The sequence below is a fragment of the Leisingera sp. XS_AS12 genome (assembly GCF_041224635.1).
Classification (GTDB): domain Bacteria; phylum Pseudomonadota; class Alphaproteobacteria; order Rhodobacterales; family Rhodobacteraceae; genus Leisingera.
This window is the reverse complement of sequence record NZ_JBGFGM010000118.1, coordinates 13,861-36,479: the sequence shown is the minus strand read 5'-3', so window position 1 is coordinate 36,479 and position 22,619 is coordinate 13,861. Positions and strand designations below refer to the sequence as shown.

Below are 22,619 nucleotides of genomic sequence, written 5' to 3'. Positions count from 1 at the left end.
TTACCGACGTCCGCTCCGGCTGTCCCTCGCGCCCCGGGACAGGGCAATGGTGCAACAGAACTGCGCCATATCCGAACGGATAGCGCCGCGATATCAACACCCTCTCGACCGCTGTGACCGAATTCCGTATCACCGGTACAACCGCAGTGATCCGGCGAGCAGTTGAATGATGAAGCCCCTCAAAAATGGAACGGCAATTCTGGCGGTCTTGTCTTTGAGCAGCTGCGCGCAGATCGATCCGCCCGACAATCTGGAGCCCATTGCCTCTGGCGACGGGTATCAGGCGCAATACCGCGAACCGCATGTGTCCCGCAACGCGGCAGGATTTCTGCAGTCCCGCGCCATGAACGAGGCCCGCTGTCGGCCGCCCGGTGGTGGCACGGGTGGCAAAGGCGCCGGCACGGCGCAGGCGGCGCTGGCCGGGGAACGCTTTACCCGCAATGATCTGGTCAACGTGCGCGTCGGTGAGGATGAGACCTTCAACGGCGATTACGTGATATCCCGGGACGGCACGCTCAAACTGCCCTTTCTGCCGCCGGTCCGTGCGCAGGGCCGTACCGCAGCCCAGATCGAGGATGACATCGCCGCAAAGCTGCTCGCCGAAGATTTCTACGCGGAACGCCCGCGCTTGTCGGTCCGGGCGGCTGATTTCGCCTCGGTCACGGTGGGGGTTTCAGGCGCCGTTTTTGAACCCAAGGCGGTGGAAATCGGCGGAGTGCCCGGCGACCAGGTGGACTCGCGCCGGCAGGGCGCCTTGGGGGCCTCGACCGAGGCGCGCAACCTGTCCGCCGCCTTGCGTGCGGCAGGCGGCGTGCGCCCTGACGCCGATGTTTCCGCGATTGAGGTGCGGCGTGGCAGCAGCGTCTACCGGCTGGATATGCGCGGGGTCTTCGAAGGCCAGAATGCCGTCGATATCATGTTGCTGACCGGCGACGAAGTGAACGTGCCCAGCCGCGGATGTTTCCAGGAAGATCTGATGCGGCCCAGTCCCATCAGCCCGCCGGGCGTGACTTTGTTTCTGTCGAACCTGACCCAACCTGCGACCGGCAATGCGATCTCTGCCATCGGGCGCGAGGTGCGCGAGTTTCCGTATGGTACGCGCTATCTGCAGGCCGTGGTGGATACCAACTGCGTCGGTGGCGCCCGGGCCACCAGCGCTCATCGCTCTTCAGTTCTGTTTTCCCGCAATCCGGTCACCCAGGTGTCGGTCGTCATCGAGCGGAACATCGAAGACTTGCTGCGGCGGGCAGACCGGGACGATTATGACCCCTTCCTCCTGCCTGGAGACGCCATCGCCTGCTATGACAGCACCATCACCAACATCGGGGAACTCGGCCGCCTGATCGGCGCCTTCAAGTACTGAGGCTGGTTCGGCCCGGATCGGGTTAGCGATACCTGGCTTGGTGGAGCGGGGCGGGGGCAGCCCATCATTCGCGGTGTCGTTCAGCACCGCTGCGGTTGAAGCGCGAGCAGCTCAGACGGATCCCCCAAAGTTTATGCATCGGCCCCGCGATCAGGCTGCCTGGGGAACCGGAGCAACCCGTGCGGCAAGAAAGTCAGACAGGTCATGGGCCAGTTCCGCGCGATCCAGCGCAAAGGCCGCAGTCGCCTGCACAAACCCCTGCACGCTGCCGCAATCGAACCGTTCGCCATCGAAGCGGAAGCCCGTAACCCCCGCGGCGGGAAGATCGGCGTTCATGGCATCGGTCAGCTGCAGCTCTCCGCCCGCGCCGGGCTCAATTGCAGCCAGGGCCGCAAAAATCGAAGGCTCCAGAATGTAGCGACCGGCGACGGCATGCGTGGATGGTGCCTGTGCAGGATCTGGTTTTTCAACCATCGAACGGGCGCGGGTGAGCTTTCCGGTCTCTCGCGCAACATCAAGGATGCCGTAGGAGGAGGTCTGTTCGCGCGCCACCTTCATCGTGGCCACCATGTGACCCCGGTTCAGCGCATGGGCTGTCACCATCTGGCTCAGCGCGCCGCGCGGCGCGCGGATCACATCATCCGGCAGCAGCACCGCGAAGGGTTCGTCTCCGACCAGGCGCGCAGCCAGCCCCACCGCATGCCCCAGACCCAAGGGATTGCTTTGGCGCACAAAAGACAGAGCGCCTTCGGGCAGGCGCGTCCGTGCGATGGCCTCCAGTGCGTCGGTCTTGCCCCGTGCCTCCAGCGTGTTTTCAAGGGCGGCGGCGGTGTCGAAGTAGTCCTCCAGTGCGCCCTTGCCTGCGGCGGTGACAAAGATGAACTCTTCGATCCCGGCCTCCCGCGCCTCGTCCACCGCGTATTGGATCAGCGGGCGGTCCACCAGCGGCAGCATTTCCTTGGGGATGGATTTGGTGGCGGGCAGAAAGCGGGTTCCCATGCCGGCAACCGGGAATACGGCTTTGCGGATATGTGTCATAGCTTGTCTCCTGTGTTTGGGGATCAGTAGGCGCCGCGGCCGGACACAACCGCGCCAAAGGTTCTGAGGATCAGCTGCAGGTTCAGCCGGAGCGAGCGGGCCTTGATGTAGCCGAGGTCCATCTCGATCATTTCCTTGAAGCCGACAGAGGCCCGGCCGGACACTTGCCACACACCGGTGATGCCCGGTTTGACTGCCAGGCGGCCGAGGGCGCGGGGCGGGTAGTCTGCAACCTCGCTCGGCAGGGCCGGGCGCGGGCCGACGATGGACATCTCGCCGCGCAGCACGTTGAAAAGCTGCGGCAGCTCATCAATCGAAGTGCGGCGCAACCAGCGTCCCACACGGGTGATCCGCGGATCCTGGCGGGATTTGAAGCAGAGGCCGTCCCGGTCCGAGGCGTGCAGGACTTCTGCGCGCCGGGTTTCGGCGTCTGCCGTCATCGAGCGGAACTTGAACATGGTGAACGTCCTGCCGTTCAGCCCCACCCGCGTCTGTTTGAAAAGCGCAGGGCCCCGGCTGTCCGCCCTGACCGCCAGCGCAGCCGCCAACAGCAGCGGCGTCAGCATCAGCAGCGCCAGCACCGATACCGTGATGTCGAGACAGCGCTGCTGCAGGTTGGTCAGCTGCTTGCGCCGCAGTGCGGTCAAACCGGCATGGGCCAGAAAGCTGGCATTGCCGGCCAGGTAGCGGCGGGCCATCCGGCGCGGTTCCATCGCCAGCCGCCAGACCCATTCCATGCGGGCGGCCCTGACGACCTTCGGAGCCCGCGCAACGGAGCCGGACAGGAAGTCGAACAGCGCGCCGACGCCAAGGGTCAGATCGGCCTGCAGGCGATCGGCATTGCGGTGCAGCCACAGCTCCTGCATCGGGACGCCAAGCGCGACCAGCACGATGTCGGCGCCGCTCGCGTTGATTGCGGCAATTGCCGCACCGCTGTCCTGCGCGCCCTTGTACCCGTCGCGGGTGCCAGCGATGCACAGACCCGGGATATCACGGAGCAGCCGTGCCGCCGCGGCATCCGCAACACCGGGCCGCCCGCCGAACAGGTAGACCGATTTGCCCATGGCCGCCGCCCGCTGCAACAGCTGCGGCACGAAGTCGGTTCCATTCAGATTTGCCGTCAGCGCGTGGCCGGTAAACTTTGCCGCCAGCTCTACGCCGATGCCGTCGGGCAGCAGGAGATCCGCCCCGGCAACCGCCTCTGCATAGTGCGGATTGCGGCGGTGGATGTTGCAGCAATGCGCATTCATGAAAAACACCCGCCGCCGCCCCGGTGACAGCAGTTTGGCCGCAGCCTTGCTTGCGCTGGCGTCAACCAATTCGAGGCCGAGCGCGGGGAGGTAAACCGTCTGCAGGCGGCGGGATTTGACTGCCAGGCCCGCACCGAACTTCGAGGAAGAATATGCAAGTGTCATCTGCTAAGTCCTTGAGCTGTCGTTGGTTGCTCTCAGGCTGTTGCAGATGCTGGCGCCTCTCAACCGAGCGGGCGGACAGGTTCGGGCCTCTTTGGTATCCCCGGCTTGCCTTGCGGCTTTCAAAGTTACCCGCCCGGATCGGAAAATACCCGAAGGCCTGCCAAGCCGAGCGGAACAGAGGGCGTTTCCTCCGCGTCGGCAGCAGTGGTCCTACTCCATTGGGTAGCGGCGACTACGGATGTGCAGCGGGTTAGCCGGGCGCGCAGGCGCAGTGGACGCGCCGCCGCGGTAGTCTCCGATTGAAGGAGACTGACATGCTGCAGAAAATTGCCGGAAAACTTGAAGCGCCGCGCCGGTTCTGGCGCCGCCTGTCCCTGCGGCGCATCATCGTCGGTGGACGGCTTGGCGACACCAGCCGCCTGCGCCGATACCTTGCATTCTTCCTGCTGGGGCTGGCGCTGATCTGGGCGCCGATCAACGGCTATCTTCGGACCGCACCGCTTGCCTTCAAATCTCATGCCTCGCTGATCCTTCCCGGATCCGGAGCTTCGGCCTCGATGAACCTCAACGGCATCGGCCAGGCGTCCTCCTACGCCAATTCCGCCTTTGCCAGCAACTCCGTCAGCCCCACCGAAACCTACAAGCGCCTGATCGGCGCCGACCGCATCCTTGCGGCGGCTGCCGAGGCCATGGGACTGAACCGCCGGGATTTCGGCAAGCCGCGGATCCGGCTGGTGGATCAGACCAGTCTCATTCACGTCGAAATGACGGGCCCCAGCGCCGAAAATGCGCAGCAGCGCGCGGATGCCCTGCTGCAGGCCTTCTTTGATGAGCTGGACGCGCTGCGCAAGGATGAACAGGCCACCCGCGAGGACAGCGGTCTGGCCGCCATCGAGGACTACCAGCGTTCCGTGGCACTCACGCGGTTCGACATCGAGAAACTGCAGATGTCCTCGGGGCTGCTGTCAGGCGATGAATTTGACGCGATGGTCGAAGATACCCGTGAACTGGAGGGCCGGGTCGAGGATCTATCCGGCGTTCTCGGGGAAAAAACGCAAAGCGTCGCCGCACTCGAACGGACGCTCGGCATTCCTGCCGCCGCGGCGGCTGCGACCCTGAAGCTCTATGCCGATGCTGATTTCCTCGCGCTGATCGAGGAAAGCGGTGCCCATGCGGCAAAACTGGCCGAGGCCCGCGCCTCCTATGGAGAGGGGCACCCGAAAGTTCAAACCGCGCGCGCCGCCCAGGCCGCGGCTGAACGCGGCGCGATGGCACGGGCCGTGGCCGTCACCGGTATTGGTCGACAGAAGCTGGCCTTGCTCGATCTGGCTCCGGACGGCGCGCGCGCGGAACTGCTGGCCGAGCTTGTGCGCATGGATGCAGAGCGCCTCGGCACCGCCCGGCAGCATCAGACCCTGGTACAGCGGCTGATGACGGAGCGGGAGCGCCTGCAGCAGCTTTCCGCCAGCGCGGCGCGGCTGAAGGATCTGCAACGCGACTTTTCCGTTGCCGAAGCAGTGTTTGCCTCGGCCATCGCGCGTGCCCAATCGACGAAATCGGATGTCTACGCCTCCTACCCGCTGGTTCAGGTGCTTGAAAACCCGTCGCTTCCCGAGCGCCCGTCGTCGCCCGACCGCAAGCTCGCCATTGCCGCCGGGGCGGCAGCGACCTTCATGCTGCTGATCGCGCTGGTGCTGGGCTGGATCCGGTCCGCGGTGATCGGCCGTCTGCTGGCCACACCCGAGGCGGCCGCAGCATGACCCCGCAGAACCCGGCAGAGCGGATGATCTACCGCACCATGGCGCTGACCTGGCCCTTCTACGCTGTTGGCGCGCTCTACGTTGTCGGCCCGGTTCTGGCCTGGGTCCTGGGTGCGCTGGCTGTGCTGGCATTGTACCTCGGCCCGGCGTTTCGGTCCGACCTGCGTGCAGCCGGTCCGGTTCCGGTGCTGGTCTGGGCCTGGATCATCGGCATGGCGGTCATGCTGGTTGCACTGTGGATCGGGCATCTCGATTGGGGGCTTGGCCTCAAGAAGACCATCAAGTCCTCGATCGGCTGGGCCAAGGGCTGGGCGCTGCTGGCACTGTTCCCGCTGGTCGGCGCAGTGCTGCCGGTCCGCCGCGAGGTCCTGATCCGGGGGCAATGCGTGATCGGAGCCTGGACGCTGGCACTGGCGCCGCTTCTGCTGGCAGCGCCTTACCTTGGGCTGCCGGAACGCATATTCACCTCACCGCTGAAGGCGGTTGGCGGACCGGGGCCGGAGTATTTCAGCGTTTACCTCTTCACCTATGACCCGGCCAGCTGGACACCGCGCTGGCAATTCTACGCGCCCTGGTCGCCCTTTGCGGCTCTCTTGGGCGTCATCATGGTGTTGTTTGCGCTGGAGGAGAAGAACCGCAAATGGATGCTGGCGGGCGTCGCGGCAGGCATATTGATGATCCTCGCGTCCAAGTCGCGCATGGGGCTGGTGGGGCTGGTGGCCTGTACCGTGGCCCCGCGCATGCTGCCGCTGATCCTGCGTGGCTGGGCCTGGCATGTGACGGCAGCGCTGACCGCATCCTTGGCGATCACCGGCGGAACCTTGGCGGCGCTGGCAACAGATGCCGTGGCCGCGTTCAAGGGCGCCCGCGCCGACAGTACCCGGGTCCGCGAAACGCTTCAGCGCATCGCCAGCGAGCGCTGGCAGACCGATGCCTTCTGGTTTGGCCATGGCACAGTCCAGCCGGGCTCCCATGCGGTGGAATACATGCCTATCGGCAGCCACCACACCTGGTTCGGATTGCTGTTCGTGAAGGGCGTTGTCGGCTTTGCAGCCTTTCTGGTGCCTCTGGTCTGGCACATCGCATTTGTCATGACGGATGCGGCAAAGCACGCGCGTGGCCGTCTGCCGCTGGGCATCCTCATGACCATGGTGCTGCTCTCCTTCGGCGAAAACATCGAAATCGAAGCTTACATGCTCTGGCCTAGTCTGATCCTCCTTGGCGTGCATCTTCGCGAGGTCCGGATGGTTGAAGCCAGCGACGGTTCTGAAAAGACCGGGGCGCGTATGGGGCCTTCTGGCGCCGTCTGCCAACCGTGAAGACTGCTTCGGCTCAGGAGCTTAATCCCTGGCTGAGGTGATCCAGCAACAGCCGAACTTTTGGCGACAGGTGACGGTTGTGAGGGTAGATCGCCCATATGCCGTCATCGGGAGCGCGGTATCGTTCCAGCACCGGGACCAATTCGGCCGCCTTGATCCGGTCTTGCACGTAGTAGTCCGGCAACTGGATGATACCGATCCCCTTCAGCGCCGCATCGACCAGCGCCCAGCCGCTGTTGCAGCGGAGGCTGCCAGTGACACGGATGTGGCGGGGTTTGCCTTGCTCGTGAAAGCGCCAGAAATCCAGCGTTCCCTGGAGGCAGTTGTGCTGGTCCAGCTCGGACAGCGTTTGGGGCGTGCCCCGCCGTGAGAAATAGCCGGGTGAGGCGCAGACGTAATGCGCGCGCGACGCCAGCCGTTTGGCCATCATCGTGCTGTCTTCAAGCTCCCCGAGACGGATCGCCAGGTCAAAGCGCTCGGCCACCAGATCGAGCCTTCGGTTGGTCAGTGTCAGGTTCACTTCCAGATCGGGGTATTGGACGGCAAAGTCGTTGATCAACGGTGCGATCCGATTTTCCCCGTAGGTCACCGGCGCGGTCAGCTTGAGGCGGCCCCTCGGGGTCTGGTGCAAGTCGGTGACCGCGCGCTCGGCCTCGGCCAGCCCGTCAAGCACCTGTCGACAGTGGTTGTAGTAGATCTGCCCGGTCTCGGTGATCGATACCTTGCGTGTCGTGCGGTAGAACAGCTTGACCGCCAGCCGGGCTTCCAGCGCGCCGACCTGACGGCTGACCTGCGCGGTGGAGATCCCCAACCGGTCCGCGGCTGCGGTGAAGCTGCCGGCCTCGGCCACCGCCACGAATTCAGTGACCCCTTCCCAGCTGAACATCCCGGTTCCTTTCACAACCTGTGCCATATGCCTGCGCACACTATTACCATACTGTAATAGTCATTTGCAAAACGAGACAATTAACCTCCTGGCGAAATAGATTACATCGCCGCCATCGCAACCGAACCCGGCGGCAAGCCGGGAAACCAATCGTTCCAATTGCAAGGCGAACCCCTATGACCGACATCATCAAATCCAAGGCTGCCGTTGCCTGGGGCCCGAAACAGCCGCTCTCCATTGAAGAAATCGACGTGATGCCGCCGCAGGCCGGAGAGGTCCGCGTGCGCATCATCGCAACTGGCGTCTGCCACACCGACGCCTTCACCTTGTCGGGTGACGACCCGGAAGGCATCTTTCCCGCCGTGCTCGGCCACGAAGGCGGCGGCATTGTTGAATCCATCGGCGAAGGCGTGACCAGCGTTGCCGTCGGCGACCACGTCATCCCGCTCTACACGCCGGAATGCGGCGAGTGCAAATTCTGCAAGTCTGGCAAGACCAACCTGTGCCAGAAGATCCGCGAGACCCAGGGCAAGGGTCTGATGCCGGACGGTACCACCCGCTTTTACAAGGATGGTGAGCCGATTTTCCACTACATGGGCTGTTCGACTTTCTCGGAATACACCGTGCTGCCGGAAATATCGCTCGCCAAGGTGAACCCCGCAGCGCCGCTGGAGGAGGTCTGCCTGCTGGGCTGCGGCGTGACCACCGGCATGGGGGCGGTGATGAACACCGCCAAGGTCGAAGAAGGCGCGACCGTGGCGATCTTTGGCATGGGTGGCATCGGCCTGTCGGCGGTGATTGGCGCAACGATGGCCAAGGCCAGCCGGATCATCGTGATCGACATCAATGAAAGCAAATTCGACCTCGCCCGCAAGCTGGGCGCGACCGATTTCATCAATCCCAACGACTATGACAAGCCGATCCAGGATGTGATCGTCGAGTTGACGGACGGTGGCGTCGACTATTCCTTTGAATGCATCGGCAATGTGAACGTCATGCGCTCGGCGCTGGAATGCTGCCACAAAGGCTGGGGCGAATCCGTGGTGATTGGTGTCGCTGGTGCCGGTCAGGAGATTTCCACCCGTCCATTCCAGCTGGTCACCGGCCGGGTTTGGCGCGGATCGGCCTTTGGCGGTGTCAAGGGCCGGTCGGAGCTGCCCGACTACGTCGAACGTTACCTGCAGGGTGAATTCCAGCTGAATGATTTCATCACCCACACCATGGGTCTTGATGACATCAACACGGCGTTTGATTTGATGCACGAAGGCAAGAGCATCCGCACGGTCATCCACTTCGACAAGTAAACCGACTGAACCTTCAGGGCTGCGCCGACATCGGCGCAGCCAGCCTTACGCCGTTTCGCAGACACTCTGTGACCTGCAGGGACGAAAACTTGTTGCAAGAAGCGGGCGCAAGGCACCTGGTATCGGACACCAGACCGGCACCCTGTTGCCAACTGTTGCCGAGGCTACGCACGACCGCCAATCCTCCGGCGGGCACATCCGGTCAGCCAACTTCCGACAGTTGCGCGCGGATGCGGTCCGCCGTTTGGGCGAGCGCGGTGTCACCGGGGTTCGGGGGCAGGGAAAATGCTTCGATCCCCTCTTCGAGATACCGTGCCGAAGACACATCGTGGCGGTGAAACATCGGCACCACATGGGCATGCGCGTGCGGCACATGGATACCGGTGTAGAAAAACGAAACCCGCTCGACCTCCCATTCCCGTTTCATCGCCCGCGCCAGCCGTTGTCCGACGGCCATGATCCGCGCCGCGGTGAGTTCTGGCAAATCTTCGAACCAGGGACAGTGCTGCTTGGGAATGATCAGCGCATGCCCTTCACGGATCGGATGGAGATCGAGAAACGCAATCACCAGATCGTCCTCGAAGAGCTTGTGCGCGGGCAATTCGGCGTTGGCAATCTGGCAGAAGATACATGTGTCGGCCATCCAAGCCCCCTTGATAAACGCAATCGGGTCACGCTGCAGAAGATCTGCGCCAGCGCAGTGGTCTGGCTTGATTGGTAGAGCATGGCCAGTCTCAGGTCTATCGGGAGGACAGGTTTCGGCGCCGAAGGGCGATGGCGCAGGCTGCGCAGGGAGCGCTGACTGACGCAGGGCTGCTTCCATTCTTTGATCCGGACTTGACCCTCGCGCAGGCCGAACAGGAATTCATCGTCAAGAGATGGTGCTGGTTGACGCTCTTTTAGGCAAAACCTGCAACTGCCGGAGACGCTGCAGCATCTGGTTCCTCCCGTCTTTTCCGGGGCAATAGTGCCGCAACAGGCGCCCGGGGCGCCGCAGCAGACCCAAGGCAGCATGATGTCCATCCTCTTGATCCACACCGGCGGCACCATTGGCATGGAGCAGACCGAACACGGCTTTGCGCCCCGGATCGGCATCGTCGAGGATGCGGTGGCCGACCTGACTGCAAGCGGACAGGCCGAAGGGCCAGTTGAGGTGCTGCGGCTGGATCCGTTGATCGATTCCGCGCAGGCCACGCCGGACGACTGGCGGCGGGTGGCGCGCAGCATCCATCAGGCAGCAGAGGTACATGATGCCTTTGTGGTCACCCACGGAACCGATACGCTCGCCTATACCGCCGCGGCGCTGTGCCTGTCGCTGGCGGGCCTGCGCAAACCGGTGATCGTGACCGGCGCGATGCTGCCGCTGACGGTTGCGGGCAGCGACGGGCTGGACAACCTGACCGCGGCGCTGTCGGCGGCGCGGACGGCGCCGCCGGGGGTGTGGGTGCAGTTCGGTGGGCAGCTTCTGCATGGCGCACGGGTGCGCAAATCCCATTCCACGGCCTTTGACGCCTTTGAGGCCGCGCCCAGCGACGTGCCGCCGCTGCTGCCGTCACGCCAATCCGCATTGAACGACGTGCGCGCCCATAAGGTCGGCATCCTTTCGGTCGCCCCCGGCTGCTGCGCGGAATTGTTTGCGCATGCGGCGGCGGCCTGCGACGGGCTGGTACTGCGATGCTACGGGTCCGGCACCGCCCCCGACACGCCCGCGATGCGCAGGGCGCTGCAGGCGGCCCATGACCGCGGCGTGCCGGTGCTGGCGGTCAGCCAGTGCCCCGAAGGCGGCATGCGGCTGGGCACCTATGCCGCGGGCAAGGTGCTGCAGGATACCGGCGTGGTCGACGGGCGTGACATGAGCCCGGAAATGGCCTTTGCCAAGATGCAGTTCGCGCTGAGTCTGTCCGGTGACTTTGACAGTCGCCGCGACTTCCTCGGCAGCAACCAATGCGGTGAAATGCTCGGCACTCCGGACTGAGTTGAAACAAACCCTGCCCCCGCTACCTGACGCTGATACGGCGCCGGTCCGCTCGACCGGTGTGGGGCAAATCAAGGCCAGGCCGGGCATCCGCCTAGCGTCTGTGCATCAATTGCGGAGAATCCGCACAACTGAGGGACAAGTATCATGGAATTTCTGGAGTTAATCTTCGGCAAGATCGGAGACCTGACATGGGGCTGGTCGCTGATCCCGATCCTGGTGATCTTCGGCTGCTTCATCACAATCGCAACCGGCTTTGTCCAGGTGGAGTTCTTCGGACGCATGTTCCGGGTGCTTTCGAACAAGAACAATACCGACGACTCCAGCCGTATCTCCGCGCGTGAGGCGCTGCTGGTTTCGGTCGGCGGACGCGTCGGCGGCGGCAATATCGCCGGGGTCGCTGTGGCCATCACGCTTGGTGGGCCGGGCGCGGTGTTCTGGATGTGGGCAATTGCGCTGGTGGGCATGGCGACCAGCCTCGTCGAATGCTCGCTTGCGCAGCTGTTCAAGCGCAAGACTGGCGAAAAGACCTACCGTGGCGGCCCCGCCCGGGCCATCATCCATGGTCTCGGCCAGGAGTACCGCTGGCTGGCGGTGGTCTACGCGGTCTGCCTGATCGCGGCTTTCGGCCTCGGCTTCAACGCCTTCCAGGGCAACACCGTCGCGGGCGCGGTTCAGGACAGCCTCGGTATTGACCGGCTGTGGACCGGGATCTGCCTTGCAGTCATTTCCGGCGTCATCATCTTCGGCGGCATCCACCGCATTGCCAAGGCCTCCGATGTGGTGGTCCCGATCATGGCAATTGGCTATCTGCTGATGGCGCTGGTGGTGATTGTCATCAACATCACCAGCCTGCCGGGCGTGCTATATGACATCGTGACCAATGCCTTCGGCCTGCAGGAAGCTGTCGGCGGCGGCATGGGCGCGGCAATCGCGCAGGGTCTGCGCCGCGGCCTGTTCTCGAACGAAGCGGGCTTGGGCTCGGCGCCCAACGTTGCAGCGACAGCCGAGGTGCGCCACCCGATCAGCCAGGGCATCACGCAGTCCTTCTCGGTCTTCATCGACACCATCGTCATCTGCTCCTGCACCGCTTTCGTCATCCTGCTGGGCGATGTCTACGTGCCCGGGGCCGAAGGTATCGACGGTGTCGCGCTGACCCAGCAAAGCATGGTTTCGCATCTTGGCGAATGGGCGCAGTACTTCCTCACCGGCGCCATCCTGCTGTTCGCCTTCTCGTCGATCATCTACAACTACTACCTCGGCGAAAACGCGATGACAGTGCTGACCAAGAACCCGGCGGGTATCCTGGTGCTGCGGATCGCCATCATCGGCATCGTCTTCCTGGGTGCCACGGCGCCGGGCGCCACCGCGGTGTTCTTCTTCTCTGATCCGATGATGGGCATCCTTGCGTTGGTCAACCTGCTGGCAATCATGATGCTGTTCCCGGTGGCGATGCGCCTCCTGCGCGACTTCCGCCGCCAGCTGAAAGCCGGGGTCGAGCGTCCGGTGCTGAACCCCGACGACTTTGCCGACCTTGATATCGACCGCGAAGCGTGGAAGGTTCCGGCGTCGTGACAGCTGCCGCGCCTTAAAGCGCAGCATGAATACCTCCCGAACAGGCCGCGGCGCGATGCTGCGGCCTGTTCCATGTCCGGGGCCGGGCGCCATTTGCAAAGCAGGGCTTTTGCAGTACAATTTGCCGCAACGCTTCAAACAAACCGGCTAGGCAGGCGGGCGATTGTCGAGAGAACTTCCGGAAAACCTGCGCCTGCTGTGCAGCTATTACCCCTCGATCGCCGAGGTGTGTCGCAAGCTCGGGGCGAACCGTTCGCAGTTCAACCGTTACCTTAGCGGCCAGACCCAGCCTTCGCTGCGGCTGATGCGCAAGATCTGCGATTTCTTCGGTGTCGAAGAGGCCGAGCTGCTGATGCCGCATGCGCAGTTCAAGGAGCTGATCCGGCTGAAACCGCAGAGCGGCGGGGCGGAAATCGAACGCAACCAGCTGCGCAATGAAGCCGAGGGTATCCTGCAGGCGTCCATTCCCCAGCTCGAAGCCTATGCGGGGTTCTACTTCACCTATTACAACTCGATGTCGAACCCGGGAAAGATCCTGAAGGGCCTGACCAAGATCTACCGCACCCCTTACAGCATGAACATCAAGACGCTGGAGGTGATCGGGCGGCGGGGCCATGGCGGCTTTACCTGCAAGTATCAGGGTAGCTGCTACATGCTCGGGGACCGGCTGTTCATCACCGCGCTGGAGACGCTGACCCGCAACGAGGCGATCCAGATTATCCTCTACCCCAGCTATACCAACCGCATCCGCTACCTCGGCGGTATCATGTCGGGGGTCTCGGCCCATGCCACCCGCGCCCCGGCGGCCACGCGGATCGCGATGGAGTTTTTGGGCAGGCGTATCGATCTGCGCCGGTCACTGGCGCTGTGCGGGCTGTTTGATCCGGGCAGCTCAGAGGTGCCCGACGCGGTGGAGCGGATGATTTCCGGCCACAGCAGCCCGGCATCGCATCTGTTGATGGCGACGCCGGGCTGAACGAGGCGCGCCCTAGTTCTGCGCCAGCACCGCGCGGTCAACGAGGCCGCGCGCCAAAAGCCGGGTGACATCCACCAGGTCCTTGCCCGTCCCGTCACAGGGAATGAGCGGCAGTTCGGTGCAGGCCAGCAGCACGGTTTCGCTTTCCAGCGTGCCGATCAGCTCTTGGAACTGCGCCGCCACGGCGGGATCAGTGCCACCAAGGCGTTTGACGTCATAGATGATCTGGTGCAGCTGGCCGGGATCTTTTGGCGTCTCGACCTCGAAGGCCTCGGCAAGCCGGTGATAGGCAGACCAGCGGTCCATCTTGGTCACCGGTGCCGCCCCGAGCAGCGCGACCGAGGTCAGGCCCCGGCGCTTCAGATAGTCCTCGACCACGTCGCCAACCGAGATCAGCTGGGCGGCGCGCGGCGTGGCCTTGATCTGGCGCTCGTAGTAATTCAGCGTGTTGCAGGCGATGCCGATGACGTCGCTTTGCGCCGCAAGGTCGTCGAACACCCGTTCCAGCTCGGGCCAGACCGCGAGGTCGTTGGCCTCGAGCTCCATCGACAATCCCAGCACGGGCGATGAAATGATCCGCACGCGCGGTCCGTCGAGATCGCCGGTATAACGCTCGCCCAACAGCGCCTTGGTTTCCTCGATCACCTTCTGCCACAGGTCAACCCCGGCTTCGGGCCCGGACCCCGCAATCAATCCGATGCGGCGTCGTTCACTGCGTGGCAGAATATCTTCGGCCTTCATTAAATTCATCTCCTTACAGCAGGTTGACTGCATTCCACAGGTCCAGTGTGGTCTGGCGCATTTCACCAGATACCGAACCAGATTGGTCCTTCGCAGTGTTGCATCGGGGCGCCTCTACCCGTGCCCAAGCGAGCATCCACCAGCATCTGGGCGAGATCGCACAGTTGCTAGGGAGATACCAGCGCAGCCATGCATCGTGAGGGGCGTCGCAGTTGCCATCGGTGGTTCAGCGCGCGACAGTCAGCGCGCAGAGCGACAGTGCGAGCCGATAAAATTGGCCGCATCCCCGCTGAACTTGCCGTGCCCGGGCCACAATCTTGCCAAGAACGTGGCTAGGAATTGTTCTCATGGTTTGGATCGTTTCCCATTTTCGCCTTCCGAGACGGTTTATGTCCGCTTGTGCGGGGCTTTGCCTCGGCAGTCTGGCTGCCCCTGCGGCGTTCGCGTTCGAGATCACTGCGGATGAACCGGTGGTGATCCTGTACGATCAGGAAGGGCGACCGGGGAAATGGGCGTTTTCCGAGGCCCCGAAAGTCGGGCTGTTGTCCAACGCGCTGATGGCGCATGCGTCGTCCCTGTCAGGCAGAACAGACGTCTCGCTGCGCTTGGCCTCATCCGGCACCGCCGGTAACGCCGCGACCGACTGTGCGACGCACGAGATCATCGTGCCCTTCGGGCAGGAATTTGGCCCGGACACCCTTGAACGTTATACGAAACGGCTGTCAGCCGAGGGGCACCAGACCGCACCTGCCGTCGCGCTGCGGCAAGCGGTGGCTGACCTCGCGGCGCTTGGCGGCGGGCGGGTGATCTATTTTGCCGACACGCTGTCAAGCTGCGACGATGACCCGCTGTGGATCGCCGAGACCGCCCCGGACAGCGTCCGGATCGACGTCGTCGCGATTGGCGCAGCGAAGGATCTTCACGAACTGTCGGAGCTGGCCTTGGCTTCGGGCGGTGAATTTCACCTCTGGTCCGGTCCCGACGGCGGGGTCGAGCCGGGCGGACCGATGATCGACGAGGTGTTGCCGCTGGCCCAAGGCGGTGATGACAGCCGCATCGGATCTCGGCCCCCGCGAAACATTCCGCTGCCCGATGCAACGGAAGGGGCCGATGTGGGTATCGATGTTGCTGCGCTCCGGCTCCGTGCCCCCGGAGCAGGGGGCAGCCTCACGCGCATTGATACGGGGATCGACCAATGTCCGGCCTTCGACGCGCTGTCGCGCAATCTGCTTGACTACGCAAATGGGGTCGCCAGCGACACGCCGGTTGCTCGGGACGACCCCGTTGCCATCGCCTTCGTGCTGGACGCCAGCGGCTCGATGGCGGGACGTCAGGGGGGGCGTAGCAAGATGGCGATCGCCAAAGACGCCCTCGGCGAGGCGGTGCAGGCGTTGGATGGTGTGAATGCGGTGGCCTCCCTGCGGGCCTATGGCTTTGATGACAGCCTGCCCAAAACGCCGGAAGCAAGCTGCCCCAACACCGCGGAAATCGTACCCTTTGGCCCCAACAACGGGCGGCGGATCGCCCGCGTCTCCGAAGGGCTGCGGCCCTATGGCTACACCCCGCTGGCAGCCTCGCTGCGCGCGGCAGGCGAGCGCTTGCAAACTGTCGAGGCCAGCCGCCGGGTTGCGGTGTTGATCTCGGACGGAGAGGAGACTTGCGGCGGCGACCCGGTGAGTGAGGCCGCGGCGCTGGCGGACGCGGGGATTGGCGTGAACACCTATGTCGTGGGCTACGACCTGGACCCGGACCAGCGCCGGGAATTGCAGGCCGTGGCAGAGGCAGGCGGTACCGCCTATCTGGACGCAAAGGACGGACCGGGCTTGCGGCGTGCGCTCAAGGAGCTGGTTTCGGTGGTCATCGAGAAGACCGAGCGCATCGCCCCAAGCTGCACGAACCCGGTGCAGGGCGGCTTGACGCCGGAGACCGCCACCGAGATCCCGCCCGGTATTTACACCGTAGGTGAGCTGCTGGAGCCCGGCGAGTTCCGATATTATCGCACCTCCATGCAAGAAGGACATCGCGCGGTGATCCGCGGGTTGCTCCAGTCCTGGCAATATGTCGACACCGCCGATGGGCCAAGGGAGTCCGGCGCGGCACCGGCCGCGCTGACCATCGAAACCCGCTACCCGGATGGTCGTCCTACCGCCGCGCAATCCGCGCGCGAGGTGGGCATTCCGGGAACCCCGGTGGAGACAACGTTTGTGGACACGACCGGTGGTGGGGTGGTCTTTGGGCTGGGGGACGCCTATCGCCGACTGCCGCCAGAAAGCTTGTTCGAGGTTAGCATCGTGCCTTTCGGTGATGGCGGCCCCGGAGACGCTGGTGTTGTGGCTGACGGCGAGGACGTCGCCCGCATCGGCCCGAACGGGACTGCCGACGGACATTTCGGATACGAAGACACGAAGGATGTCTGGCACTATGAGCCAGAGGCCCTCGGGCCGATGACGGCCTCTCACTCCTACCGCGAGGGGGCGCCGAAGTACCGCCTGACGGTCTATGACGCGGCCAGCGGCAAGCGGATCGGGCGCGGCAACAATGGCCCGGTTCAGTTCGAGGCGACCGGCGCGGTCCGGATCGTGGTCGAGAACCGGGCGCCGAAACTGCGGCCGGAACTGGGGGCCTATACCATTCGGGTGTCAGATGAGTAAGCGCGTGACAGCCCTGACGGGCCTGATCCTGACTTTGGCTGGCCAGACGGCGGCACAGGATACTGCGCCATTGCCGCAGCTCGCCGCGTCCTATCTGTCCGAGGTGATAGATGCGGCGCGGGTTCAGTCCGCGGCGGAGAGCACGGCAGGTGCGCAGGAGGTCCCGAAGCTGCTCGCCAGAGATCCGAGGTGGGTGGCACCGCAGGCGCAGCCCGGCATTGGTCCTCTGATAGGTCACTTTGCCATTCACGGCGCCGAAGCCGCGCAGATTTCGGACGTACAGCTGGCGGGTGAAGCCGCGCGGGTGACGGCGGCGGTTTCCTATGCCGCGCTGCCCGATGTGAAGTGGCCCGTGACGCTGGATTTCCTGTGGCTTGGAGGGGAATGGAAAATCCGCGAGGTGGCACCGACGCGGCGGCGTGCCTTGCCGATCGATGCCGCGCCGGATGATGTTCTCGTGGCCTATCTTTCCGAGCTGAAGATCGCGGTCGAACGGCATGCCCACCTGCCGCGGGACAGCTGGCTCGCGCAAGCGCTGCAGTCGCGCTGGGTTGCGGGGGGAGGAGGATATTGGCGGCGCGCAGTCGACTGCCCGCGCGAGCAGCGAGCGGATTGCATGGCTGCGCCGCTGCAGGGCGCGGGCCTGTGGACCGCCTTGGCGCGGGAGCGCGAGGTTGACGTCCGGATCACGGATTTCCGGCTTGACCCCGAACAGCCCTCCGGGGCACTGACCGTCACCACCGTGCGGCGAACCTACACGGCGGTGGAGATCTTCGATGCCACCCTCGAAAGGGACAAGCGGCACGGATGGCAGCTTACGTCCCTGGCGCGCCGCCAGGACGGGACAGCCCCGGCGGCGGTCAGCCTTGAGGTCGAGACCAGTAGCGGCCTTTCTCTCGTTGCTTCGCTGCTTGATGCGATCACCGGTCCCGGGGCGCCATCACAGGCCGACCTGCTTGCTGATCCCGGCACGTTCACCCGCCATTTTGCCGACAGCCGCGACGGTCGAAAGGCTGCAGCGCAGACCATGAACCTGCCCCTTCTGCTATCGGCGCTGGGGGGAGACGCAAGCCGCCGGACAATTGCGGCGGAAGGATCGGACCGCGTCAGGGTGCACTATGCCGATGACCGGGGAAATGGGCGGAGCCTGCTGTTCTCCCTCATCTCTACCGATGACGGTCCGAAGATCAGAGAGGTCCTGATAGAATGAACGCCATACGCCGTTGTGCGCTGATCTGCGCCGCCGCCCTGACCATCCCGGCTGCCGCCCAGGCGACCAAGCTCACCGATGTCTTTGCGGCGTCGGGTTTCCTTGATCCCGGCGCGAACACCTTTGATCAGGTCACCGATTTCATGAACGCCTGGGATGCCGGGCAGCAGATGCCGGATCAGTGGAGCGATGATGCCGCGCCGCCGGAACCGGAGGACATGACGCTTGGCTCACAATGCCTGACCCATCAGGCCTGCATGACCTGCACCGATGGCGCCGCCGACCGGGCGAACCGCGCGTTTGAGGTGCTGGTCAACAACGAAAGGCTGCTGGCGCGCACCCTGCGCAAGGCGAAGATCCTCCACACCCTTGCCGAAGGGGCGGCGGCGCAGCATCCGGCAGGAAAGGCCGCCTATGCGCTGCAGCAGATCCGCGATATCGAACCGGCCAAGCGCACTTTTTTCGAGAACCTGGGGAAAGCGCAGGCCAACGCGCTTGAGGTCATGCGGGACTCGTTGACCGTCATTGGCACCTGTGAGCAGCAGCACCTTGGCCAGACGACCTTTCTGGCCCTCGCGGAACATAGCTACCAGATCGCGAAGATCCGTTTTGCCCTGAGTCTGAAAGGCGAAGCACAATGAAGCGGTTGGTAGCAGGATTACTGGTGGCAGCCGCACTGCCCGCCGCCGCCGCGCCGGTCAATGACGGCGACTACGCCGCGGCCGAGCCGGTGGCGATTACCCAGCCCATCGCGGGCGGCCCCGACGGCGGACGCGAGGGGTTCTGGTTGATCTCCCTCGGGGGCGACGATCTGGCCGATGGCTACCGGATCGATCCGCCGCCGCAGGCCGGGGATAGGGTCGACATTATCGGTGCCACGGAGGACGGCCGCCGCATCCCGGCCACGATTGAACTGGTGCGGCGCTTTGGGGGGCAAGTGGTCGCCAGTGCGAGCCTCATGGAGCGCGCGTCCTATGCTGGCTGGGTTGCTGATGCACCGGTATTCCTCCGGGTGTCGATCCCAGCCGGATCAGCGCCGGAAGAGATGCTGGTCGGGGTGCGAATTACCCCGGCAGGGCGGGCAACCGCGACGAATGCCACCCCTGATGACAGCCCCCGGAAAGACACGCCTGTCCCCCTGCTTGTGGTTCCGGCCAACTAGGCCGTGGACCAGCCAGGAACGGATTTCTGAAAGAGCGCCCGCGGGAATTGCCTGCGGGCGCTCGGGTCTTTTGAAGCAGTTTTATTCGGCCGGGAAGGGTTCGTCGTCTTCCACGGTCGACGCGATTCCGGCCATGCTCCGGCGGCTGTCGTTGATGATTGCCTTGATCAGGGCAAAGCCCATCAGCACCATCGCGAAGCTGAACGGCAATGCGGCGATGACCATCGCGGTCTGAATGGCCTTGAGACCGCCGACGACGAGCAAGGCTCCGACGACCAATGCCAGCGCAAATCCCCAGAAGATGATATGGGGGCGTGCCTTGGGGCCATCGTCTCCGGCTGCATTGATGGTGTTGATGATCAACACGGCCGAGTCTGCCGACGTCACCAGGTAGGTCAGCAGCAGGATCACCACGACGACAGAAAACACCCAGGTCAACCCGTCGCTGAGCAAGACCGAAAGCGTGGCATAGAGCTGATCCGAAATCCCGACGCCGAGGATCGCGTTATCCGCCGCGCCGTTGAGTTCCAGATCAATGGCGGTGCCGCCGATGAATGCGAACCAGATGAAGCACATGATCGACGGAATGATCATAGCGCCGAGGATGAATTCGCGCACCGTGCGCCCCCGCGAGATCCGGGCGAGGAACAGGCCGACGAATGGCGTCACCGCGATCCACCAAGCCCAGTAGAACACGGTCCAGCCGCCTTGCCATCCGGCCAGCGCGGCGCCCTGTTCGGTGCCGTCATCGGACCATACGGTAAAGCTGATCCCGGGCAGGGCGCGCAAGTAGTCCCAGATGCCGATAAAGAACACCTCAAGAGCGAACAGCGTCGATCCGAACACCAGGAAGAAGGCCAGCAGGAAGAAGCTCAGGCCCATGTTCAGGTTCGACAGCCACTTGATCCCGCGTCCAACGCCGGACAGGGCGGACGCCGTGGAAGCACCGACGATGACCAGAAGGGCGAACAGGATCGCGGCAAAGGAAGCCTTCTGGCCGCCGTTGCCATCGTCAACCAGCAGCCAGTCGCCGACACCAATGCGTGCAAGACCGGCCACGAATTGCTCCACGCCGAACCCAAGCGTCTGCGCGATCCCCAGAACGATGGCAACCACCGATACGATGTCCACCACGTGACCCAGCGGCCCGGACAGCGATTTTCCGAACAGCGGGATCAACGCCGTGCGCACCGTCAACGGTAGATTGCGCCGGTAAGAGAAATAGGCAAAGGCCAACCCGGCGATCGCATAGGCGCCCCAGGCCGACAGGCCCCAGTGCGCGAAGGACCAGACATAGGCCGATCGCACCGTCTCGGCCGACATGCCGACCACTTCACCGAGGATCACGTTGGGGTTGTTCTGGAAATGATAGATCGGTTCTGCGGTGGCGAAGGTCAGCATGCCGATCCCGATCCCCGCACTGAACATCATGGAGAACCAGGAAAAATTAGAGAACTCCGGCTTTTCATCATCGCGGCCCAACCGCAAGCGGCCGGAGACAGGCAAGATCGCCAGAATCAGGCAGAGGATGAGGAAAAACGCGACGGCGTAGATGTACCAGTAATTGAACACGCCAAGAATGAGCGTGTTGAACGAGCCCAGAGCGGTCGATGCGCTTTCGGGGAAGGCCACGGCCCAGACGATCAGCGCCGAAACGAGCAGCTTGGCTCCGACGGCCACGTTTTTAGAGAAGCCGGCGTAAAAGCCGCTCTCTGAAACTGGAATCTCCAATTGGTCTAAAGGTGGTTTCACGCTTTCCTCCCTGGTTGGTGAAACAAGTCCGCCAGCAGCCCCCGGCCTTGGGGGCTGTTGACGAGAAATTGGTGAGCTGGAATGTCAGCTCAGGTGGTTTGGCCCATCAGGCGCTCATCGAAGGGGTAGCGGGTCAGGTTTTCGTAACCGTCCTCGGTGATCAGCACCTGATCTTCGAGCTTGATGGAGAAATCGCCGCCCTCGGGGCTGACCAGTGCCTCAACACACAGCACCATTCCCGGCTCCAGCTCGTAGTCGAAGGCGCCTTCGACCATCTGATCCGGATAGGCGACCAGCGGCCATTCATCGCACAGTCCGACACCGTGCATCATGCAGCCGTATTTCTGCGCCTGGAACTGATCATCCAGTTTGTGGCAGGCGCGGCTGATGTCTTCGATATTCGCGCCGGGTTTCAGCAGTTCCATGTTGGCCTGGATATGCTCGTATCCGTGCTGCATGGCGTAGACCATGTCGGGGCGGGGCGGTTGATCGCCGATCCACCAGCTGCGTGAAATGTCGATGCAGATGCCGTAGGCGCCGACCAGGTCGGTATCGAAACTGACGATCTCGTTGTTCTGGACGATCCGGGGACCGCATTCCTGGAACCACGGGTTGGTCCGCGGGCCAGAGGTGAGCAGCCGGGTCTCGATCCACTCGCCGCCGCGACGGATGTTCTCGGCGTGCAGGACCGCCCAGATGTCATCTTCGCTCATGTTGCCCTGCGGCACACCTTCGCGCGCGGCCTGTTCCATGATTGCCACCGCCTGTTCGCAGGCGTGATGGGCGCAGCGCATGGCCAGGATCTCGTCCGGCCCCTTGACCGCGCGGCACTTCTCGGTGACTTCCTCGCCTGGCATGATTTCAAGCCCTTGCGCCTGCAGCGCGTGCAGCCCGTGCAGCATGACCTTGTCGACCGCCAGGCGTTTGTTGCCACCTGCGTGTTCCTGCAGAAGGATGCGGACTTCGTTCGAGAACTTGTCCGCCGCCACATCGATCTTGTCACCCCGGTCGAAGTAGAAGAGATCCGCTCCGGCGCGCTGTTCCCGCACCAGCGGGTTGAACTCGCTGAGGAACGGCGACTGCTTGTAATCCCAGATGACGAGGTAGCCATCGGCGCACAGCAGCACCGCCCGGAAGGGGTTGTGGGTGTTCCACAGCTGCATGTTGGTGCTGTCGGTGATGTACCGGATGTTCAGCGGGTCGAACAGCAGGATACCGCCGTAGCCGCGATCGTTGATGAAACGCGTCAGCCGCTCCCAGCGGAACTTGCGCATGGCCTGCAGGTCGGGCAGCTGCAGCCCGGCGGCTTCCCATTCGCGGAAGGCCAGCTGGGTCGGGCCGATCTCGACCCGGTCATTGTCATTGGGCGTGTTGTCGCCCAGCGTTGCGCCGCGGCTGGGATCGATCTTTCGGACATCTCTGTGATGAGAATTCATGACGTGATCCCCTTTCTAAGGTCTGATTGCATGCAAAAATGCCCGCGCACCATCGG

The 22,619-nt window shown here is 63.8% G+C and carries 18 protein-coding genes; 11 read left to right on the top strand and 7 right to left on the bottom strand.

The genetic code is table 11. The annotated features are described in order from the left end of the window. Positions 1–166 precede the first annotated feature (166 nt). Positions 167–1,363: a polysaccharide biosynthesis/export family protein gene (locus AB9K35_RS18470; protein ID WP_369928363.1), complete on the top strand. Its 1,197-nt coding sequence runs from the start codon at positions 167–169 to the stop codon at positions 1,361–1,363. 150 nt (positions 1,364–1,513) lie between these two features. Here AB9K35_RS18470 and AB9K35_RS18465 read toward each other — a convergent pair whose 3' ends face one another. Both AB9K35_RS18465 and AB9K35_RS18460 read right to left on the bottom strand, forming a co-directional pair. Continuing rightward, positions 1,514–2,401, bottom strand: a complete 888-nt coding sequence (locus AB9K35_RS18465; protein WP_369928361.1) for a UTP--glucose-1-phosphate uridylyltransferase — start codon at positions 2,399–2,401, stop codon at positions 1,514–1,516. 23 nt (positions 2,402–2,424) lie between these two features. Beyond that, on the bottom strand, positions 2,425–3,816 hold the full coding sequence (locus tag AB9K35_RS18460; protein WP_369928359.1) for a WecB/TagA/CpsF family glycosyltransferase: 1,392 nt from the start codon (positions 3,814–3,816) through the stop codon (positions 2,425–2,427). A 314-nt stretch (positions 3,817–4,130) separates the two neighbouring features. On the opposite strand from AB9K35_RS18460, the gene AB9K35_RS18455 reads away from it, so the two are divergent. Together AB9K35_RS18455 and AB9K35_RS18450 are read left to right on the top strand one after the other, a co-directional pair. Continuing rightward, positions 4,131–5,576: a hypothetical protein gene (locus tag AB9K35_RS18455; protein ID WP_369928357.1), complete on the top strand. Its 1,446-nt coding sequence runs from the start codon at positions 4,131–4,133 to the stop codon at positions 5,574–5,576. Next, positions 5,573–6,895, top strand: coding sequence for an O-antigen ligase family protein (locus tag AB9K35_RS18450; RefSeq protein ID WP_369928355.1), 1,323 nt, complete (start codon positions 5,573–5,575; stop codon positions 6,893–6,895). Before AB9K35_RS18455 ends, AB9K35_RS18450 begins: the two co-directional genes overlap by 4 nt. A gap of 13 nt (positions 6,896–6,908) precedes the next feature. Here the strand turns inward: AB9K35_RS18450 and AB9K35_RS18445 are convergent, their stop codons facing one another. After that, positions 6,909–7,781, bottom strand: coding sequence for a LysR family transcriptional regulator (locus AB9K35_RS18445; protein ID WP_369928354.1), 873 nt, complete (start codon positions 7,779–7,781; stop codon positions 6,909–6,911). A 185-nt stretch (positions 7,782–7,966) separates the two neighbouring features. Between AB9K35_RS18445 and AB9K35_RS18440 the strand changes: the two genes are divergently transcribed. Beyond that, positions 7,967–9,085: an S-(hydroxymethyl)glutathione dehydrogenase/class III alcohol dehydrogenase gene (locus AB9K35_RS18440; RefSeq protein WP_369928374.1), complete on the top strand. Its 1,119-nt coding sequence runs from the start codon at positions 7,967–7,969 to the stop codon at positions 9,083–9,085. Positions 9,086–9,287: 202 nt separating this feature from the next. On the opposite strand, the gene AB9K35_RS18435 is transcribed toward AB9K35_RS18440, so the two are convergent. After that, positions 9,288–9,728 carry an HIT family protein gene (locus tag AB9K35_RS18435; protein WP_369928352.1) on the bottom strand — a complete coding sequence of 147 codons (441 nt, stop codon included), beginning with the start codon at positions 9,726–9,728 and terminating at the stop codon, positions 9,288–9,290. A gap of 372 nt (positions 9,729–10,100) precedes the next feature. Here AB9K35_RS18435 and AB9K35_RS18430 point away from each other — a divergent pair, with 372 nt between their 5' ends. The 3 genes from AB9K35_RS18430 (at position 10,101) to AB9K35_RS18420 (ending at position 13,611) form a co-directional block, all read left to right on the top strand. After that, positions 10,101–11,060, top strand: a complete 960-nt coding sequence (locus AB9K35_RS18430) for an asparaginase (protein ID WP_369928350.1) — start codon at positions 10,101–10,103, stop codon at positions 11,058–11,060. 147 nt (positions 11,061–11,207) lie between these two features. Beyond that, entirely contained in the window at positions 11,208–12,635 is a 1,428-nt protein-coding gene (locus AB9K35_RS18425) for an alanine/glycine:cation symporter family protein (protein WP_222456038.1), read from the top strand. 163 nt (positions 12,636–12,798) lie between these two features. After that, positions 12,799–13,611, top strand: coding sequence for a helix-turn-helix domain-containing protein (locus AB9K35_RS18420; protein WP_369928348.1), 813 nt, complete (start codon positions 12,799–12,801; stop codon positions 13,609–13,611). A 12-nt stretch (positions 13,612–13,623) separates the two neighbouring features. Here AB9K35_RS18420 and AB9K35_RS18415 read toward each other — a convergent pair whose 3' ends face one another. After that, positions 13,624–14,352, bottom strand: coding sequence for an aspartate/glutamate racemase family protein (locus AB9K35_RS18415; protein WP_369928346.1), 729 nt, complete (start codon positions 14,350–14,352; stop codon positions 13,624–13,626). Between the two features lie 389 nt (positions 14,353–14,741). On the opposite strand from AB9K35_RS18415, the gene AB9K35_RS18410 reads away from it, so the two are divergent. From AB9K35_RS18410 to AB9K35_RS18395, 4 genes are read left to right on the top strand one after another with little or no spacing between them, the layout of a single operon-like run. Next, positions 14,742–17,003 carry a VWA domain-containing protein gene (locus tag AB9K35_RS18410; RefSeq protein ID WP_369928344.1) on the top strand — a complete coding sequence of 754 codons (2,262 nt, stop codon included), beginning with the start codon at positions 14,742–14,744 and terminating at the stop codon, positions 17,001–17,003. Between the two features lie 4 nt (positions 17,004–17,007). Beyond that, a complete protein-coding gene (locus AB9K35_RS18405; RefSeq protein WP_369928342.1) occupies positions 17,008–18,213 on the top strand; it encodes a hypothetical protein in 1,206 nt (401 codons plus the stop codon). Beyond that, positions 18,210–18,854, top strand: coding sequence for a hypothetical protein (locus tag AB9K35_RS18400; RefSeq protein ID WP_222456033.1), 645 nt, complete (start codon positions 18,210–18,212; stop codon positions 18,852–18,854). Before AB9K35_RS18405 ends, AB9K35_RS18400 begins: the two co-directional genes overlap by 4 nt. After that, on the top strand, positions 18,851–19,375 hold the full coding sequence (locus tag AB9K35_RS18395; protein WP_369928340.1) for a hypothetical protein: 525 nt from the start codon (positions 18,851–18,853) through the stop codon (positions 19,373–19,375). The genes AB9K35_RS18400 and AB9K35_RS18395 overlap by 4 nt, the downstream gene beginning before the upstream one ends. 81 nt (positions 19,376–19,456) lie before the next feature. Here AB9K35_RS18395 and AB9K35_RS18390 read toward each other — a convergent pair whose 3' ends face one another. Continuing rightward, positions 19,457–21,127: a BCCT family transporter gene (locus tag AB9K35_RS18390; RefSeq protein WP_369928338.1), complete on the bottom strand. Its 1,671-nt coding sequence runs from the start codon at positions 21,125–21,127 to the stop codon at positions 19,457–19,459. A gap of 89 nt (positions 21,128–21,216) precedes the next feature. Then, a complete protein-coding gene (gene dddP / locus AB9K35_RS18385; RefSeq protein ID WP_222456030.1) occupies positions 21,217–22,563 on the bottom strand; it encodes a dimethylsulfonioproprionate lyase DddP in 1,347 nt (448 codons plus the stop codon). Positions 22,564–22,619: the final 56 nt, after the last annotated feature.

What these genes read in the sequence shown, in the direction of transcription:
- AB9K35_RS18445 (WP_369928354.1), bottom strand. Translation starts at nt 7,781, where the DNA reads ATGTTCAGCTGGGAAGGGGTCACTGAATTCGTGGCGGTGGCCGAGGCC.
- AB9K35_RS18470 (WP_369928363.1), top strand. Translation starts at nt 167, where the DNA reads ATGATGAAGCCCCTCAAAAATGGAACGGCAATTCTGGCGGTCTTGTCT.
- AB9K35_RS18460 (WP_369928359.1), bottom strand. Translation starts at nt 3,816, where the DNA reads ATGACACTTGCATATTCTTCCTCGAAGTTCGGTGCGGGCCTGGCAGTC.
- dddP (WP_222456030.1), bottom strand. Translation starts at nt 22,563, where the DNA reads ATGAATTCTCATCACAGAGATGTCCGAAAGATCGATCCCAGCCGCGGC.
- AB9K35_RS18415 (WP_369928346.1), bottom strand. Translation starts at nt 14,352, where the DNA reads ATGAAGGCCGAAGATATTCTGCCACGCAGTGAACGACGCCGCATCGGA.
- AB9K35_RS18425 (WP_222456038.1), top strand. Translation starts at nt 11,208, where the DNA reads ATGGAATTTCTGGAGTTAATCTTCGGCAAGATCGGAGACCTGACATGG.
- AB9K35_RS18400 (WP_222456033.1), top strand. Translation starts at nt 18,210, where the DNA reads ATGAACGCCATACGCCGTTGTGCGCTGATCTGCGCCGCCGCCCTGACC.
- AB9K35_RS18430 (WP_369928350.1), top strand. Translation starts at nt 10,101, where the DNA reads ATGTCCATCCTCTTGATCCACACCGGCGGCACCATTGGCATGGAGCAG.
- AB9K35_RS18455 (WP_369928357.1), top strand. Translation starts at nt 4,131, where the DNA reads ATGCTGCAGAAAATTGCCGGAAAACTTGAAGCGCCGCGCCGGTTCTGG.
- AB9K35_RS18450 (WP_369928355.1), top strand. Translation starts at nt 5,573, where the DNA reads ATGACCCCGCAGAACCCGGCAGAGCGGATGATCTACCGCACCATGGCG.
- AB9K35_RS18395 (WP_369928340.1), top strand. Translation starts at nt 18,851, where the DNA reads ATGAAGCGGTTGGTAGCAGGATTACTGGTGGCAGCCGCACTGCCCGCC.
- AB9K35_RS18465 (WP_369928361.1), bottom strand. Translation starts at nt 2,401, where the DNA reads ATGACACATATCCGCAAAGCCGTATTCCCGGTTGCCGGCATGGGAACC.
- AB9K35_RS18435 (WP_369928352.1), bottom strand. Translation starts at nt 9,728, where the DNA reads ATGGCCGACACATGTATCTTCTGCCAGATTGCCAACGCCGAATTGCCC.
- AB9K35_RS18410 (WP_369928344.1), top strand. Translation starts at nt 14,742, where the DNA reads ATGTCCGCTTGTGCGGGGCTTTGCCTCGGCAGTCTGGCTGCCCCTGCG.